The 14,835-nt window shown below is 74.8% G+C and carries 14 protein-coding genes; 5 read left to right on the top strand and 9 right to left on the bottom strand.

The window, feature by feature from the left end:
- Nucleotides 1-57: 57 nt before the first annotated feature.
- Nucleotides 58-726, bottom strand: coding sequence for a translation initiation factor IF-3 (gene infC / locus OIM89_RS25930; protein WP_003947157.1), 669 nt, complete (start codon nt 724-726; stop codon nt 58-60).
- Between the two features lie 444 nt (nt 727-1,170).
- Here infC and OIM89_RS25925 point away from each other — a divergent pair, with 444 nt between their 5' ends.
- Nucleotides 1,171-1,533, top strand: a complete 363-nt coding sequence (locus tag OIM89_RS25925; protein WP_003947158.1) for a DUF1844 domain-containing protein — start codon at nt 1,171-1,173, stop codon at nt 1,531-1,533.
- 77 nt (nt 1,534-1,610) lie between these two features.
- On the opposite strand, the gene OIM89_RS25920 is transcribed toward OIM89_RS25925, so the two are convergent.
- The 4 genes from OIM89_RS25920 to OIM89_RS25905 form a co-directional block, all read right to left on the bottom strand.
- Nucleotides 1,611-2,321: an MIP family channel protein gene (locus OIM89_RS25920; RefSeq protein ID WP_030696470.1), complete on the bottom strand. Its 711-nt coding sequence runs from the start codon at nt 2,319-2,321 to the stop codon at nt 1,611-1,613.
- 117 nt (nt 2,322-2,438) lie between these two features.
- Nucleotides 2,439-3,176 (bottom strand): SseB family protein, encoded by a 738-nt coding sequence (locus OIM89_RS25915; protein ID WP_030696471.1) that lies wholly within the window; start codon nt 3,174-3,176, stop codon nt 2,439-2,441.
- A gap of 60 nt (nt 3,177-3,236) precedes the next feature.
- The gene (mycP, locus tag OIM89_RS25910; RefSeq protein ID WP_030696472.1) at nt 3,237-4,406 is read right to left on the bottom strand and encodes a type VII secretion-associated serine protease mycosin; all 1,170 of its coding nucleotides are present in this window, start codon (nt 4,404-4,406) and stop codon (nt 3,237-3,239) included.
- The gene (locus OIM89_RS25905; RefSeq protein WP_030696473.1) at nt 4,403-5,515 is read right to left on the bottom strand and encodes a hypothetical protein; all 1,113 of its coding nucleotides are present in this window, start codon (nt 5,513-5,515) and stop codon (nt 4,403-4,405) included. The genes mycP and OIM89_RS25905 overlap by 4 nt, the downstream gene beginning before the upstream one ends.
- 208 nt (nt 5,516-5,723) lie before the next feature.
- On the opposite strand from OIM89_RS25905, the gene OIM89_RS25900 reads away from it, so the two are divergent.
- Entirely contained in the window at nt 5,724-6,926 is a 1,203-nt protein-coding gene (locus OIM89_RS25900; protein WP_226965048.1) for an alanine racemase, read from the top strand.
- Between the two features lie 15 nt (nt 6,927-6,941).
- On the opposite strand, the gene OIM89_RS25895 is transcribed toward OIM89_RS25900, so the two are convergent.
- Genes OIM89_RS25895 through OIM89_RS25880 form a run of 4 tightly spaced genes read right to left on the bottom strand, consistent with a single transcriptional unit; the run spans nt 6,942 to nt 11,628 of the window.
- Nucleotides 6,942-7,988 (bottom strand): DUF2510 domain-containing protein, encoded by a 1,047-nt coding sequence (locus OIM89_RS25895; RefSeq protein WP_226965049.1) that lies wholly within the window; start codon nt 7,986-7,988, stop codon nt 6,942-6,944.
- Nucleotides 7,989-8,048: 60 nt separating this feature from the next.
- A complete protein-coding gene (locus OIM89_RS25890) occupies nt 8,049-8,861 on the bottom strand; it encodes a 3-oxoacyl-ACP reductase (protein ID WP_030696476.1) in 813 nt (270 codons plus the stop codon).
- Nucleotides 8,858-10,255 (bottom strand): aldehyde dehydrogenase family protein, encoded by a 1,398-nt coding sequence (locus OIM89_RS25885; RefSeq protein WP_047471510.1) that lies wholly within the window; start codon nt 10,253-10,255, stop codon nt 8,858-8,860. The genes OIM89_RS25890 and OIM89_RS25885 overlap by 4 nt, the downstream gene beginning before the upstream one ends.
- Nucleotides 10,256-10,263: 8 nt before the next feature.
- A complete protein-coding gene (locus OIM89_RS25880) occupies nt 10,264-11,628 on the bottom strand; it encodes a glutamine synthetase family protein (protein WP_030696478.1) in 1,365 nt (454 codons plus the stop codon).
- A 74-nt stretch (nt 11,629-11,702) separates the two neighbouring features.
- Here OIM89_RS25880 and OIM89_RS25875 point away from each other — a divergent pair, with 74 nt between their 5' ends.
- The 3 genes from OIM89_RS25875 to OIM89_RS25865 all read left to right on the top strand — a co-directional run bounded on the left by OIM89_RS25875 (nt 11,703) and on the right by OIM89_RS25865 (nt 14,827).
- Nucleotides 11,703-12,464, top strand: coding sequence for a FadR/GntR family transcriptional regulator (locus OIM89_RS25875; RefSeq protein WP_264491658.1), 762 nt, complete (start codon nt 11,703-11,705; stop codon nt 12,462-12,464).
- Between the two features lie 132 nt (nt 12,465-12,596).
- Nucleotides 12,597-14,072 carry an ethanolamine permease gene (gene eat, locus OIM89_RS25870; RefSeq protein ID WP_264491657.1) on the top strand — a complete coding sequence of 492 codons (1,476 nt, stop codon included), beginning with the start codon at nt 12,597-12,599 and terminating at the stop codon, nt 14,070-14,072.
- Nucleotides 14,073-14,119: 47 nt separating this feature from the next.
- Complete coding sequence (locus OIM89_RS25865) at nt 14,120-14,827, top strand: gamma-glutamyl-gamma-aminobutyrate hydrolase family protein (protein ID WP_195731224.1); 708 nt, start codon at nt 14,120-14,122, stop codon at nt 14,825-14,827.
- Nucleotides 14,828-14,835 lie beyond the last annotated feature (8 nt).

Here is a 14,835-nt window from a genome sequence, read left to right as displayed (position 1 = left end):
CGGGCGGCCCGGAACGTCATATGTGTCGGTTGACGATCGCGGAACTCGCGTTCCGGATCATGCCTCGGCAGGGGCCTGCTCGGCGCCGTCGGCGTCAGCTTCGGCGGCCTCGTCGTCCTGGGCCGTACGGCCCTGACGCTCGGCCTTGCGGGCGGCCTGCGCCTCGCGTGCCTCGGCCATTGCCTCGGTCTTCTTCTTGTGCGGACCGAGAACCATGATCATGTTGCGGCCGTCCTGCTTCGGGTTCGACTCGATGAACCCGAGGTCCTGGACGTCCTCCGCCAGCCGCTGGAGCAGCCGGAAGCCGAGCTCCGGCCGCGACTGCTCACGGCCGCGGAACATGATCGTGATCTTGACCTTGTCGCCCTGCTTGAGGAACCGGACGACATGACCCTTCTTGGTGTCATAGTCGTGCGGGTCGATCTTCGGCCGGAGCTTCATCTCCTTGATGACCGTGTGCGCCTGGTTCTTGCGCGCCTCACGGGCCTTCATGGCCGACTCGTACTTGAACTTTCCGTAGTCCATGAGCTTGCACACGGGCGGACGGGCGGTCGCCGCGACCTCGACGAGGTCGAGGTCGTACTCCTGCGCAAGCTCCAGGGCCTTGGCAAGCGGCACAATGCCGACCTGCTCGCCGCTGGGACCGACAAGTCGGACCTCGGGAACGCGAATCCGGTCGTTGATGCGGGGCTCGGCGCTGATGGATCCTCCTCGGTAGCACCACACGACAGCCTGGCGGGCTGCCGCGTTACGTCTGTGTCAATCAGACCAACCGAGCCGGAACGTGAAAAATGCCCCGGACGATCACACGCGGGGCTCCTGGACTACCGGAACACCGCCGCGTGAACGCGGGGCGTACATCGGGCCTGCCACACTCGGGGTGCGGCGGCCTGACCGGTGACCCGCCGTCCAGGGGACGGCCAGGTGGGAGATCGGAGCCTCCACTTGTGGCCGGACACAGGTGCCCGGCCGGTCGACTCCCAAGCATACCAGCGTCGGCACCGTCCGCCGCCCGGGCCGCCGCGGGGTCCGGGGCAGGCCCGGAGGGCCGGTTGCCACCCCATTAGGCTGGACGGCGCCGGGCGCATCCGAGGGCGCGCCGGAGAGGATTCCGCCCAGGCCACGGGCCGGGCGGGCACCCCCAGGAACAAGGGAAGAAGACTAGCTGCCATGAGCGACGCCACCCCCGCGGGCGAGGCCCCCGGCTTCGACGAGATGACCCGCGACATCGCCGACGTCCCCGCGGTCGAGGTGATCACCACGGTCGGCGTGCACCTGATGAGCGCCGCCGCCGTCAACCTGGGGCTGGCCGAGGGCGGCGAGGACCACAAGGACCTCGACGAGGCCCGCAAGCTCATCCACTCCCTGGCCGGGCTGCTGGACGCCGGTGCCACCGAGATCAGCTCCTTCCACGCGGCTCCGCTGCGGGACGGCCTGAAGTCCCTCCAGCTCGCCTTCCGCGAGGCGTCCGCCGTGCCGGACGAGCCGGGCAAGGGCCCGGGCGAGAAGTACACCGGGCCGGTCTTCGGCTGACCGGAGAGCCGCAGGGCGGCACAGGAGAGGGCGGGCACCGCGGGTGCCCGCCCTCTCCGTCGTCCGGGGCCGTACGGTCACTCGACCGCGTCGGCCTCCACCGGACGCCCGCCCGGCGGATGGGTGAAGCGGTGGGCCAGGGCGGCGAGGCCGCCGCCGATCAGGGGCGCCAGGATGAAGAGCCAGAGCTGGGTGATGGCCGCGCCGCCCGCGAAAAGGGCGGGGCCGAGGCTGCGCGCCGGGTTGACGGAGGTGCCGGTCAGCGGGATGCCGACGATGTGGATCGCGGCGAGCGCCAGCCCGATGGGCAGGCCGTCGAAGCCGATCACCGCGAGCCGGTTGGTGACCGCGAGGACGATGAAGACCAGCAGGAAGGTCAGCACCACCTCGGCGAGGAAGGCACCGCCCATCCCCAGTTCCACCGCCGAGCGGTCGGCGAAGCCGTTGGTGCCGAACTGGGCGTGGGTCTCCAGCCCCGGCACCTGCTTGGCCAGCAGGAAGAGCACGGCCGCGCCGACGATGCAGCCGAGCACCTGCGCCACCCAGTAGCCCACGGCCGAGCGCAGGTCGATGCGGCCTGCGGTGTACATGCCGAGGGTGACCGCCGGGTTGACGTGGCAGCCGGAGACGGGGCCGAGCGCGTAGCAGAGGGCGAGCAGGACGAAGCCGAAGGCCAGGGCGATACCGACGGTGCCGATGAAGTCCCCGGCGAGGACCGCCGCCCCGACGGCGAAGAACACCAGCAGCGCGGTGCCGGTGAACTCCGCTATGAGCGCGCGCGTAGACATGGACACACCTCGCGATTACTTCCGGTTCGGGATGGTTCGTTCCGGTTTCTTCGCCGATTGTCCCCTCGGTTCCCCCGCGCTGCCTGTCGGCGCGGAAGCGGTCCGCCGCGGGCCCCTTCAGCGCTGGTAGACGGGCTCCTCGGCCGGCCCGTCGGCGGTGGCGGGCAGTACCGCCAGGTCGAGTCCGCGGACCAGGCGGGCGCGGAGCGGCTCGGCGGCGGCCAGCGCTCTGGCGACCCGGTTCAGGGTGGCGGCCGGGTCGGCGCCGGGGGCCAGCACCACGGCGAGCACGCCGTCGGTGGCGCCGGTGGAGCGGGCCAGATGGGCGCGGACCACCTCGGGCTCGGCCGCCAGCACCTCGCGGACCGCCCCGGTGACGGCCGGGTCGGCGAGCGGGTCGGGGTCGGTGCGGCCCTCGGCGAGGGCGCGCAGCGCGGCGCCCGTCAGCTCGTACGGCACGGGTCCGGCCAGGTCGAGGACGAGGGTGTCCGCCCGTTCGTGCGCGGCGGCCTCCAGGGCCTGGTGGAGGGCGACGGCGACGGGGCGCGCACCGGGGTCCCAGCGGGCGAGGGACTCCGTGGAGGTGAAGGCGGGCAGGGCGGTGCGCTCGCCGGCCTTGAGGGTGGGGACCGCCATGTCGCTGGTCTTCTCGCGGCGCAGCCCGTTCTCGTCCACCTCGCTCTCACCGAGGACGGCGACGACCGGGACCAGCAGCCGGGCGGTGCGCAGCGCCTCCAGCACGGGCCGGTGCCGGGTGCGGTCCTCGGCCCACGCGGCCAGCGCGGCGCTCAGCGCGGGGTCGGCGGTGCCGTCGTCGTCGGAGAAGGGGGAGTCGGGAATGTTCTTGTTCGCCACGCCGTGAGCCTATCGAGGCGGCCTCGGCGGAGGGGCCCGGGGCGGCCGGGGCCGGGCGGCTCAGCGCAGCGGCGCGCGGCCGCGCCAGAGGAGGACGGCGGCGGCCAGCAGCAGCACCCCGAGGCCGCCCGCGGCGGGCCCGGCCCAGCCGGCACCGGAGCCGCTGTCGTGCGGGCCGGGCCCGGGGCCGAAGTGGGTGGAGGAGTGGGCGGCGGGCTTCAGCTTCTCGGGGCCGAGCCGTCCCCCGGCCTCGACGGCGGCGGCGGCGTCGACCAGGCCGCGCCCCCGGGAGTCGTCCCGGCCGCCGCCGGGGCTGTCCCGGGCGGTGTCCTCCAGGAGGCGCTTGACCTGGACGGGGCTGAGTTCCGGGTGGGCGGCGCGGACCAGGGCGACGGTGCCGGAGACGGCGGCCGCGGCGGCGCTGGTGCCCCACCCCTCGTAGTAGCGGCGGTCGGGGTCGGCGAGGACGATGTCGTCGCCGGGGGCGCTGACCGTGGCGTACCAGCGGCGGGTGGAGAAGGCGGCGCGTTCGCCGAAGCGGTCGACGGCGGTGACGGCGATGACGCCCGGGTAGGCCGCCGGGTAGGAGACGTGGTCGCCCTTCTCACCGCCGTTCCCTGCGGAGGCGACGACCACGGCGCCCTTCTTCAGGGCGTACTGGACGGCGGCGTCCTCGGCGGCCTCGGGGTGGGCGGACTCGCTGTCGTCGCCGAGGGAGAGGTTGATGACGTCGGCGCCCTGGTCGGCGGCCCAGCGGATGCCCTCGGCCAGCGCGCCGCCCCGGGTGGAGCGAGCCTTCTTGCGGGCGGGGTCGCCGTCCTCCAGGATCACGCGGACCGGGAGGATCTTGGCCTCCGGGGCCACGCCCATCACGCCGTCGCCGTCGTCGGGCCCGTGGCCGTGCCCGGCGATGACCGAGGCCATGGCGGTGCCGTGGCGGGCCCAGGGCCGGTCGCCGGGACCGGCGCCGAACCCTACGAGGTCCTTGCCGTCCAGGACGTTGCGCTCCAGGTCGGGGTGGTCGGCGTCGACGCCGGTGTCGAGGACGGCGACGGTGACGCCCTCGCCCTGGGTGGTCCGCCAGGCGTCCTCGGCGTGGAGCGCCTCCAGGCCCCACTGCTGGGCGCGGATGCCGTCGGCGTGCGCGACGGTGGGCAGCAGGGCGAGGCAGGTGGCGACGGCCGGTACGCAGAGGGCGCGGCGGGTGCGGCGGGCTCGGGGCACGGTCACCGTTCCTCGGTGTCGGGGCGGGCCAGGGAGCGCAGGCGGGCGGTGGCGCGCTCGGTGTGGGCGAGCGCGGTGTGGCCGAGGCCCGCCTGGGCCGGAGCGGTGGTGGCGCCGTCGGCGGTGGCGGAGGCGGCCGGCTGGGGTTCGGTGATCTCCCGCCCGTCGGCGAAGCCGCTGACCGCGTAGACGACGGCGGGCAGGTCGTCCAGGACCGTCAGGGACCAGGAGGCGCGCTGGTCGTCGCCGAAGCCTTCGGCGGGGGTGCCCTTGGCCGCGTAGGGGCGGGGCATGAGGTCGCGTCGCTGGTCGAGGTTCTCGGTGCGGAAGCGGGTCCGCAGGTCGGTCATGGTCTGCTCGCCGGCGCGGGTGAAGAGGAGGCCGACGGTGACGAGCTCGCTGCGGGTGGCGTCGGTGTAGGTGGCGCGGAGCAGGCGGGCGCAGCCGGCCGGTTCGAGGACGGTGGCGAGGAGCGGGTCGAGGCCCTTGGCGCAGCCGCTGTCGGGGGCGACCGCGATCCGGGTCCAGGTCCGGTCGGCACCGCCGGGTCCGGCCTTCTTCCCCTGGACCGTCGGCGGGAAGAGGCGGTCGACGGGGGCGTCGTGCCACAGGGCGGCGCCCGCCGTGAAGCGGTCGGCGGCGCCCGCGGAGTCCCCGCCGGTGAGCCAGGTGCCGGCGGCGCCGCCCGCGACCAGGCCGAGGCCGAGCACGAGGCAGACGGCGGCGGCCGCGGTACGGCGCGGGGAGCGGGGTACGGGGCGCAGCCGCGTGGTGGCCTCGTCGCGTGCGGGGCCCCGGGGGGTGGCGGCGAACGGGGCTCCGGCGCCGGGGCGGGGGTTGAGGTCGACGGCGCCGGTGTGCCGCCGGTCGCGGAGCCGGGGCGGCTCGGCCGGGCGAGGCGCGGGGAAGGCCGGGAAGGTGCGGCGGGGGCTCTTGGGCGGGGCGGCGCCGTCGGCCGGGGGCTGCGCGGGTGGCGTGACGGGTCTGGGCGGGGCCGCGGGCCGGGGCGGGGTGGTGGGACGCGGCGGGGTGGGGCCGGTGTCGGCCGGCGCGGGCTCCTCCGGGCGGCGGGCCGGGGGCGGTGGTACGTCCGGGCGGCGTGCCTGCGTACTCATGCGCCCCCCGTTTTCCCTCACGCGGCCCGGCAGGGGCATCTCGCGCGCCCTCCGTGCGCGTCACTCTACGGGTTGGCGCGGCCGGGGCGGGAACGGCCGGGGCGGTGGGGCCTGTTCTGCCCGGATGATCCCCGACGGGCTCGCGCCGGGCGGGGAGATCCCTGGTCACCCCCTACCCCCGGGTAGGGCTCTCTGGCAGGCTGCGGGCATGACGCCCCTCGCCAACGCCCGTGCCCGGTACGACCGGGCGACGGCGCATCTCGACGCCCCGCTGGCCCTGGTGGACCTGGACGCCTTCGACGCCAACGCCGACGATCTCGTACGCCGGGCCGCGGGCAAGCCGGTCCGGGTGGCGAGCAAGTCGGTGCGCTGCCGCGCGCTGCTGGAGCGGGTGCTCGCCCGCGAGGGGTTCGCCGGGGTGATGTCGTACACGCTGGCCGAGTCCTTGTGGCTGGCCCGCTCCGGGGTCGAGGACGTGCTGCTGGCCTATCCCTCGGCGGACCGGGACGGGTACGCGGAGCTGGCGGCCGATCCGAAGCTGGCGGCCTCGGTCACGGTCATGGTCGACGACCCGGCGCAGCTCCGGCTGATCGAGGAGGCGCGCGGTTCGGGCGCGGAGGAGATCCGGGTCTGCCTGGAGCTGGACACCTCGCTGCTCCTGCTGGGCGGCCGGGTGCGGGTGGGCGCGCGCCGCTCGCCCCTGCACTCCCCCGCCGACGTGGCCGACCTGGCCCGGCTGGTGGGCCGCCGGCCCGGGTTCCGGGTGGTGGGACTGATGGCGTACGAGGGTCACGTGGCCGGTGTCGGGGACGATGTGGCGGGCAGTCCGCTGCGGTCCCGGGCGATCCGGCTGATGCAGCGGGCGGCGCGGCGGGAGCTGGCGGCGCGCCGGGAGGCGGTGGTGCGGGCGGTACGCGCGGTGGTGCCGGAGCTGGAGTTCGTCAACGGCGGTGGCACCGGCAGCGTGCAGCACACCGTGGCCGAGCCGGCGGTGACGGAGGTGGCGGCGGGCTCGGGCCTCTTCGTGCCCCGGCTCTTCGACAACTACACGTCGTTCACCGGGCGTCCGGCGGCGCTCTTCGCCCAGCCTGTGGTGCGCCGGCCCGGGGTGGGCGTGGTGACGGTGCTCGGCGGCGGCTACCCGGCCTCCGGGGTCGCCGGGCCGGACCGCTCGCCGGTGCCGTACCTGCCCGAGGGGCTGCGGTACGACCCGCAGGAGGGGGCGGGCGAGGTGCAGACTCCGCTGCTCGGCCCGCCCGCCGACGATCTGCTGATCGGCGACAAGGTGTGGTTCCGGCACGCGAAGGCGGGCGAGTTGTGCGAGCGGTTCGCCGCGCTCCACCTGGTCTCCGGGGACGCCGTGGTGGACACGGTGCCGACGTACCGGGGTGAGGGGCGGACCTTCCTCTGACTCCCCGGGCACCGGTCAGCCGCCCGGCGCGGGGGTGAGCCCTTCGCCGACGCCGCCCGTGCCTCCGGAGCCGCCGATCGGTTCGATCCCCTTGACGACGGTGTCGATGAGGCTGAGCGGCGGCCCCTGGGAGCCGGCGTCGAAGGCGAAGCGGACGACGACCATCGCCTCGCTGCCGACCGAGGAGCGGAAGGCGAGCGACTGCACCCAGCCGCCCTCGCCCGCACCGGTGGTGACCCGCCAGCGGACGTAGTACCCGGCGCGGCCGGCCACCGCGACCTGCCCGGCGGCCACCTTCTTCTTGGCGGTGACGCCGTCGTAGGGGCGGCGGTCGAGGGTGTCGCGGTCGTAGAGGTCGTCCGCGGCCTCGGAGATGTCGGCCTCGGCGACGGCCTTGGGGTCGGTCTCGTCGCTGCCGGTGAGGGTGGCCGAGGTGATCCGGCCGCGGTAGCAGAAGCCGGAGTTGCCGCCGCCGGGGCAGTCGTAGGACGGGTCGGTCACCATGGCGACGTCGCCGACGCTCCTGGTGTTGGCGGTCGTCCAGCCGTTGGGCACCGGCAGGGTGATGCCGTTGAGGTCGTCGGTGAGGACCCGGGGGTCGGGGTCGCCGGTGGGGCCCTGGGTCGGGGTGGGCGTGGGGGTGACGACCGCCTCGGAGGCGGCGCTGGTCGGCGCGGCCGTGGGCCGGGCGTCGTCCGGGGTGTCGCCGCCGCCCAGCAGCACGACGCCGCCGACGACGCAGGCGGTCACCACGACCGCCCCGGCGATCAGCGCGGCGGCGGTGCCGCGCCGGCGGGCGGTGCCCGGCTCGGGCACGGGGGCGGGCGGTCCGAAGCCGGCGGGGCCGAAGGCACCCTGGGAGCCGTGGGCGGGCGGCGGGCCGAAACCGCCGTCGGGGGCCATGGGCGAGCCGGGCGGCGGGGCGGCAGGGCCGGGGGCTCCCCCGGCAGCGGGGGCGCGGGTGTGCGCGGTCCAGCCGGTCCCGTCCCACCAGCGTTCGACGGCGGGCGGGGGCGCGGCCGGGTCCACGTACCAACCGGGTGGGGGGAGCGGCGTGTTCATGCGGTCACCCTAGAGCGTTTCCGGCGGGCCCCGTCGGGGCCCGCCGGAAGGAGCCCCGCTCTAGAGCGGCGTCACGTACGCTCCCGCGATGCCGCCGTCGACGAGGAAGTCGGTGGCGTTGACGAAGGAGGCGTCGTCGCTGGCGAGGAAGGCGACGGCGGCGGCGATCTCGTCGGCGTCGGCGAACCGGCCGGCGGGGATGTGGACGAGGCGGCGGGCGGCGCGCTCCGGGTCCTTGGCGAACAGCTCCTGGAGGAGCGGGGTGTTGACCGGGCCGGGGCAGAGGGCGTTGACGCGAATGCCCTCGCGGGCGAACTGGACGCCGAGTTCGCGCGACATGGCGAGGACGCCCCCCTTGGAGGCGGTGTAGGAGATCTGCGAGGTGGCGGCGCCCATGACGGCGACGAAGGAGGCGGTGTTGATGATCGACCCACGGCCCTGGCGCCGCATGTACGGCAGGGCGGCCTTGCAGCAGAGGTAGACGGAGGTGAGGTTGACCTCCTGGACGCGCTTCCACGCCTCCAGGCCGGTCTCCAGGATGGAGTCGTCCTCGGGCGGGGAGATCCCGGCGTTGTTGAAGGCGATGTCGACCGAGCCGTACGTGTCGTGGGCGGCCCGGAAGAGGGCGTCGACCTGGTCGGGGTCGGTGACGTCGACCCGGACGAAGAGGCCGCCGGCGGCCTCGGCGGCGGCCTTGCCCGCGGTCTCGTCGATGTCGCCGCAGACCACGTGGGCCCCTTCGGCGGCGAGGCGGCGGGCGGTGGCGAGGCCGATGCCGCTGCCCGCGCCGGTGACGACGGCGGTACGGCCGACGAGGCGGCGGCAGACGGGCTGTTCGGCGGCGTCGGGGCGCGGGGTGCTGGGCTGCGTCACTGGGCGGGACCTTCCGTGCTGAGGAAGACGTTCTTGGTCTCGGTGAAGGCGGTGAGGGCGTCGGGGCCGAGTTCCCGGCCGAGCCCGGAGCGGCCGTAGCCGCCGAAGGGGGTGGCGTAGCGGACGGCGGAGTGCGAGTTGACGGAGAGGTTGCCGGCCCGCACGGCGCGGGAGACGCGCAGGGCGCGGCCGACGTCGCGGGTCCACAGGGAGGCGGCGAGGCCGTACTCGGTGTCGTTGGCGAGGCGGACGGCGTCCTCCTCGTCGCGGAAGGGCAGGACGACGGCGACCGGCCCGAAGACCTCCTCGACGGCGACCGGGTCGCGCTCGCCGGCCTGGGTCAGCACGGTCGGCGGGAACCAGAAGCCGGGCCCGTCGGGGGCGGTGCCGCGCAGACCGGGGGCGTCGTCGGGGACGTAGCCGCGGACCCGGTCCAGCTGGACGCGGGAGATCAGCGGGCCCATGTCGGTGGACTCGTCGGCCGGGTCGCCGACGGTGACGGCGGAGAGGGCGGGGGCGAGCAGGTCGAGGAAGCGGTCGAGGACGGAGTCCTGGACGAGGACGCGGGTGCGGGCGCAGCAGTCCTGGCCGGAGTTGTCGAGGAAGGACATGGGGGCGTCGGCGGCGGCCTGTTCGAGGTCGGCGTCGGCGAAGACGATGTTGGGGCTCTTGCCGCCGAGTTCGAGGGTGAGCCGTTTGACCTGGCCGGCGCAGCGGGCCATGAGGCGCTTGCCGGTGCGGGTGGAGCCGGTGAAGACGATCTTGGCGACGCCGGGGTGGTCGACCAGGGCCTCCCCGGCGACGGGCCCGGTACCGGGCAGGACCTGGAAGAGGTGCTCGGGCAGTCCGGCGTCGAGGGCGAGCTCGGCGAGCCGCAGCGCGGTCAGCGGGGTCGTCTCGGCCGGTTTGAGGATCACCGCGTTGCCCGCCGCGAGCGCCGGTGCGGTGCCCCAGGCGGCGACCGGCATGGGGAAGTTCCAGGGGGCGATGACGCCGACCACGCCGAGCGGTTCGAGGAAGGTGACGTCCACGCCGCCCGCGACGGGGATCTGGCGGCCGGTGAGGCGTTCGACGCCGCCGGCCGCGTAGTCGAGGAGGTCGCGGACGTTGGACGCCTCCCAGCGGGCGTTCCCGATCGGGTGGCCAGCCTCGCGCACCTCCAGAAGGGCGAGTTCCTCGGCGTGGCTGTCGACGGCGGCGGCGAACCGGCGCAGCAGCCGGGCCCGGTCGGCGGGGGCGAGGGCGGCCCAGCCGCGCTGGGCGGCGGTGGCGCGGCGGACGGCGGCGTCCACGTCGGCGGGGCCGGCGGCGGGGACGGTGGTGAGGAGTTCGCCGGTGGCCGGGTTGAGGACGGGGAGTTCGGCCGGGCCGTGTGCGGGTGCGGGGTCGGACATGCGGTGCCTCACATGCGTTCGAAGGAGCGGCGCAGCTCCCAGTCGGTGACGGCGGCGTCGAAGGCGTCGAGTTCGACGCGCGCCATGTTCAGGTAGTGCGCGACCACCTCGTCGCCGAAGGCGGCGCGGGCGATCGGGCTGTTCTCCCAGCGGTCGGCGGCCTCGCGCAGGGTGGTGGGGACGCTGTCGTGCCCGGCGGTGTAGGCGTTGCCGGTACAGGCGTCGGGGAGTTCGAGCCGGTGCTCGACCCCGTACAGGCCGGCGGCGACCATGCCGGCGACGGCGAGGTAGGGGTTGACGTCGCCGCCGGGCAGGCGGTTCTCGAAGCGGGTGGCGGGGCCGTGGCCGACGACGCGCAGCGCGCAGGTGCGGTTGTCGTGGCCCCAGGCGACGGCGGTGGGGGCGAAGGAGCCGGGCTGGAACCTCTTGTAGGAGTTGATGTTGGGGGCGTACAGGAGGGTGAAGTCGCTGAGGGCGGCGAGCTGTCCGGCGAGGAAGTGGCGCATCAGCTCCGACATGCCGTCGGGCCCGTCACCCGGCATGGCGGGGGTGCCGTCCTCCTCGGTGAGGGAGAGGTGGATGTGGCAGGAGTTGCCTTCGCGGGCGTCGTACTTGGCCATGAAGGTGAGGGAGACGCCCTCCTGGGAGGCGATCTCCTTGGCGCCGGTCTTGTAGACGGCGTGCTGGTCGCAGGTGGTGAGGGCGTCGTCGTAGCGGAAGACGATCTCGTGCTGGCCGGGATTGCACTCGCCCTTGGCCGACTCGACGGTGAGGCCGGCGGCGGCCATCTCGTTGCGGATGCGGCGCAGCAGCGGCTCGATGCGGCCGGTGCCGAGGACGGAGTAGTCGATGTTGTAGCGGTTGGCGGGGGTGAGGTCCTGGTAGCCCCGGTCCCAGGCGCGCTCGTAGCTGTCCTGGAAGACGATGAACTCCAGCTCGGTGCCGACCTGGGCGGTGAGTCCGCGGTCGGCGAGCCGGTCGAGCTGGCGGCGGAGGATCTGGCGGGGCGCGGCGACCACGGGTGAGCCGTCGGCCCAGGCGAGGTCGGCCATGAGCAGCGCGGTGCCGTCGTTCCAGGGGACGCGGCGCAGGGTGGCGGGGTCGGCGTGGAGGGCGAAGTCTCCGTAGCCGCGGTCCCAGGAGGCCATGGCGTAGCCGTCGACGGTGTTCATCTCGACGTCGACGGCGAGGAGGTAGTTGCACCCCTCGGTGCCGTGGTCGAGGACCTCGTCGAGGAAGAAGGGGGCGGCGAACCGCTTGCCCTGGAGGCGTCCCTGCATGTCGGGGAAGGCCAGGACCACCGTGTCGATCTCTCCGGCGCGGACCAGGCTGCGCAACTCCTCGACGGAGAGCGGGGGTGTGCGGTGTGCCACGGGAATTCCTCCTTCGTCACCGAGGGCCATAAGGTATGGGGAACGACCATTGCTTGGGAAGGGGGTACCGCCGGATGACGGACGCGAGCGCGTCGCCGCGGGGCGCGGACCAGGGCCGCGCGCCGGGGGCGCACGACGACCGCCTCGCCCCGGTGCTCCGGCCGGTGCGGGCGGGCAACGGCTTCGAGGAGGCGCTGGAACAGATCCTCCAGGTGATCCGCCTCGGCCTGGTCCCGGCCGGCGAGCGGCTGCCGGCGGAGCGGGAGCTGGCCGAGCGGCTCGGGGTGAGCCGGGTGACGCTGCGCGAGGTCCTGAAGGCCCTTCAGGACCAGGGGCTGGTGGAGCCGAGGCGCGGCAGGTACGGCGGTACCTTCGTCCGCGCGCCCGGCACCGGACAGCACCCGGCGCCGGGGCGGACCGACGCGGCCGCGCTGGAGGACACCCTGCGGTTCCGGGAGGTCCTGGAGGTGGGCGCGGCCGAACTGTGCGCGGCGCACGGCCTCGACGCCGCCGGGGCGAGGCGGCTGCGCGACGCGCTGGAGCGCACCGGCGACGCCCCCTTCGACGACTACCGCCGCCAGGACACCCTGCTCCACCTCACCCTCTCCGAACTCGCCGGCTCCCCCTCCCTGACCGCCCGGTACGCGGCGGTCCGCGCCGAGGTCAACGGCCTGCTCGACGGCATCCCGCTCCTGGTGCGGAACCTGGAGCACTCCCAGCGGCAGCACTCGGCCCTGGTGGAGGCGGTCCTGGAGGGCCAGGCGGACACGGCCCGGGAGATCATGCGCGAGCACTGCGCGGGCACGGCGGCCCTGCTGCGGGGTTTCCTCACCTGAGCGACGGGTACCTCTGGGCCCGCCGCCGGATTAACCACCGCGTAACGCACGGGTCTTGCGCGGCGCACCCGCGGAGCGCAAAGGTATGGCCTCATTCCATTGCACCTCCACCGCGTCCGTGGGAGTCGTGACATGACCGTGAACCCCGCCCGTCCCGCCCCCGGGGACTCCCCCGGCACCCCGCCGGAGGCCGGCGGGGCCCCCGACGACTACCTGGAACGCCGGGCGCTGCGCCGGGGCAGCGCGGGGTGGCTGCTGCTGACCGGGCTCGGCGTCGCCTACGTCGTCTCCGGGGACTTCTCCGGCTGGAACTTCGGCCTCGCCGAGGGCGGCTTCGGCGGGCTCGCCATCGCGATGGTGCTGATGGGGATCATGTACGGCTGCATGGTCTTCTCGCTGGCCGAGCTCTCCTCGGTGCTGCCGACGGCGGGCGGCGGTTACGGCTTCGCCCGGCGGGCGCTGGGCCCCTGGGGCGGCTTCCTCACCGGCACCGCCATCCTCACCGAGTACGTGCTGGCCCCCGCCGCCATCTCCATCTTCATCGGCGACTACGTGGAGTCCCTCGGCCTCTTCGGCCTCACCTCCGGCTGGCCGGTCTACCTGTTCTGCTTCGTCGTCTTCATCGGCATCCACCTCTGGGGCGTCGGCGAGGCGCTGCGGTTCAGCTTCGTCGTCACCGGCATCGCCGTGACCGCCCTGCTCATCTTCGCGGTCGGCGCCTTCACCCGCTTCGACGCCGCCAACCTCAACGACATCCCGGTCGACGCGAGCGCCTTCGGCTCCAACTCCTGGCTGCCGATGGGCCTGTTGGGCATCTGGGCGGCCTTCCCGTTCGGCATGTGGTTCTTCCTCGGCGTGGAGGGCGTCCCGCTGGCCGCCGAGGAGACCCGCGAACCGGCCCGCACCCTGCCGAAGGCGATCCGCTGGTCGATGGCGATCCTGGTGGTGCTGGCGCTGCTGACCTTCTTCGCCTCGGCCGGGTCGCGCGGCGCCGCCGCCCTCCAGGACGCGGGCAACCCGCTGGTGGAGGCGCTCCAGCCGGACGGCGAGCCGACCACCCTGAGCCGGATCATCAACTACGCGGGCCTGGCCGGCCTCGTCGCCTCCTTCTTCTCCCTGATCTACGCGGGCTCGCGCCAGCTCTTCGCCCTCTCCCGGGCCGGCTACCTGCCCCGCTTCCTCTCCCTGACCAGCCGCCGCAAGGCTCCCTACCTCGGGCTGCTGGTCCCGGGCGCCATCGGCTTCGGCCTCGCGGCCGCCACCGGCGACGGGGCGCGGATGCTCAACGTCGCCGTCTTCGGCGCCACCATCAGCTACGCCCTGATGTCGCTCTCCCACATCGTGCTGCGCCGCCGTGAACCGGAGCTGCACCGGCCGTACCGCACGCCCGGCGGGATCGCGACCTCCTCGGTGGCGCTGACGCTGGCCTGCGCGGCGCTGGTGGCGACCTTCCTGGTCGACGTGGTCGCCGCGGTGATCGCCCTGGTGGTCTACGGAGTGGCGGTCGCGTACTTCGGCTTCTACAGCCGCCACCATCTGGTGGCGAAGGCTCCCGAGGAGGAGTTCGCCGCCCTGGCCGCCGCCGAGGCGGAACTCGACCGGGGCTGAGGCCACCGCCGTCGCCGCACCGTCACGCACCACGAGGAGCACCGCTCATGGACGTCCCGCCGCTGATCGGCGTCAGCACCTACCTGGAGGACGAGGTCAGCTGGGGGGTGTGGACGATGCCGGCCGCGCTGCTGCCCGCCGGCTACCCCGGCCTGGTCCAGGCGGCCGGCGGCCTCGCCGTACTGCTGCCACCCGACGCGCCCGAGCGGGCCGCGACCGCGGTCGCCCGCCTGGACGGCCTGGTCATCGCGGGCGGCCCCGACGTGGAGCCGGTCCGCTACGGGGCCGAGCGCGACCCCCGTACCGGTCCCCCGGCCCGGGCGCGGGACGCCTGGGAGCTGGCGCTGATCGACGCGGCGCTGGCGCTCGGCACGCCACTGCTGGGGATCTGCCGGGGCATGCAGCTGCTCAACGTGGCGCTCGGCGGCACCCTCGTCCAGCACCTGGACGGCCACACGGGCGCCACCGGGGTCTTCGGCTCCCACCTGGTCAAGCCGGTGCCGGGCAGCCGGTACGCGGCGGTCGTCCCGGAGGAGTCGGCGGTTCCCGCCTACCACCACCAGTGCGTGGCCGACCTGGGCCGGGGCCTGGCCGTCTCGGCGCAGGCCGACGACGGCACGGTGGAGGCGATCGAGCCGGCCGGGGAGCAGTGGGTGCTGGGCGTCCAGTGGCATCCGGAGATGGGCGAGGACACCCGGGTGATGCGGGGGCTGGTGGAGGCGGCGGCCGCCTGGGGCGGGCGGCGCACCGGCTGACGCCCGGG

It is taken from the genome of Streptomyces sp. BI87 (assembly GCF_025957665.1).
GTDB classification, from domain to species: domain Bacteria; phylum Actinomycetota; class Actinomycetes; order Streptomycetales; family Streptomycetaceae; genus Streptomyces; species Streptomyces albidoflavus.
This window is presented reverse-complemented; position numbering and strand designations above follow the sequence as displayed.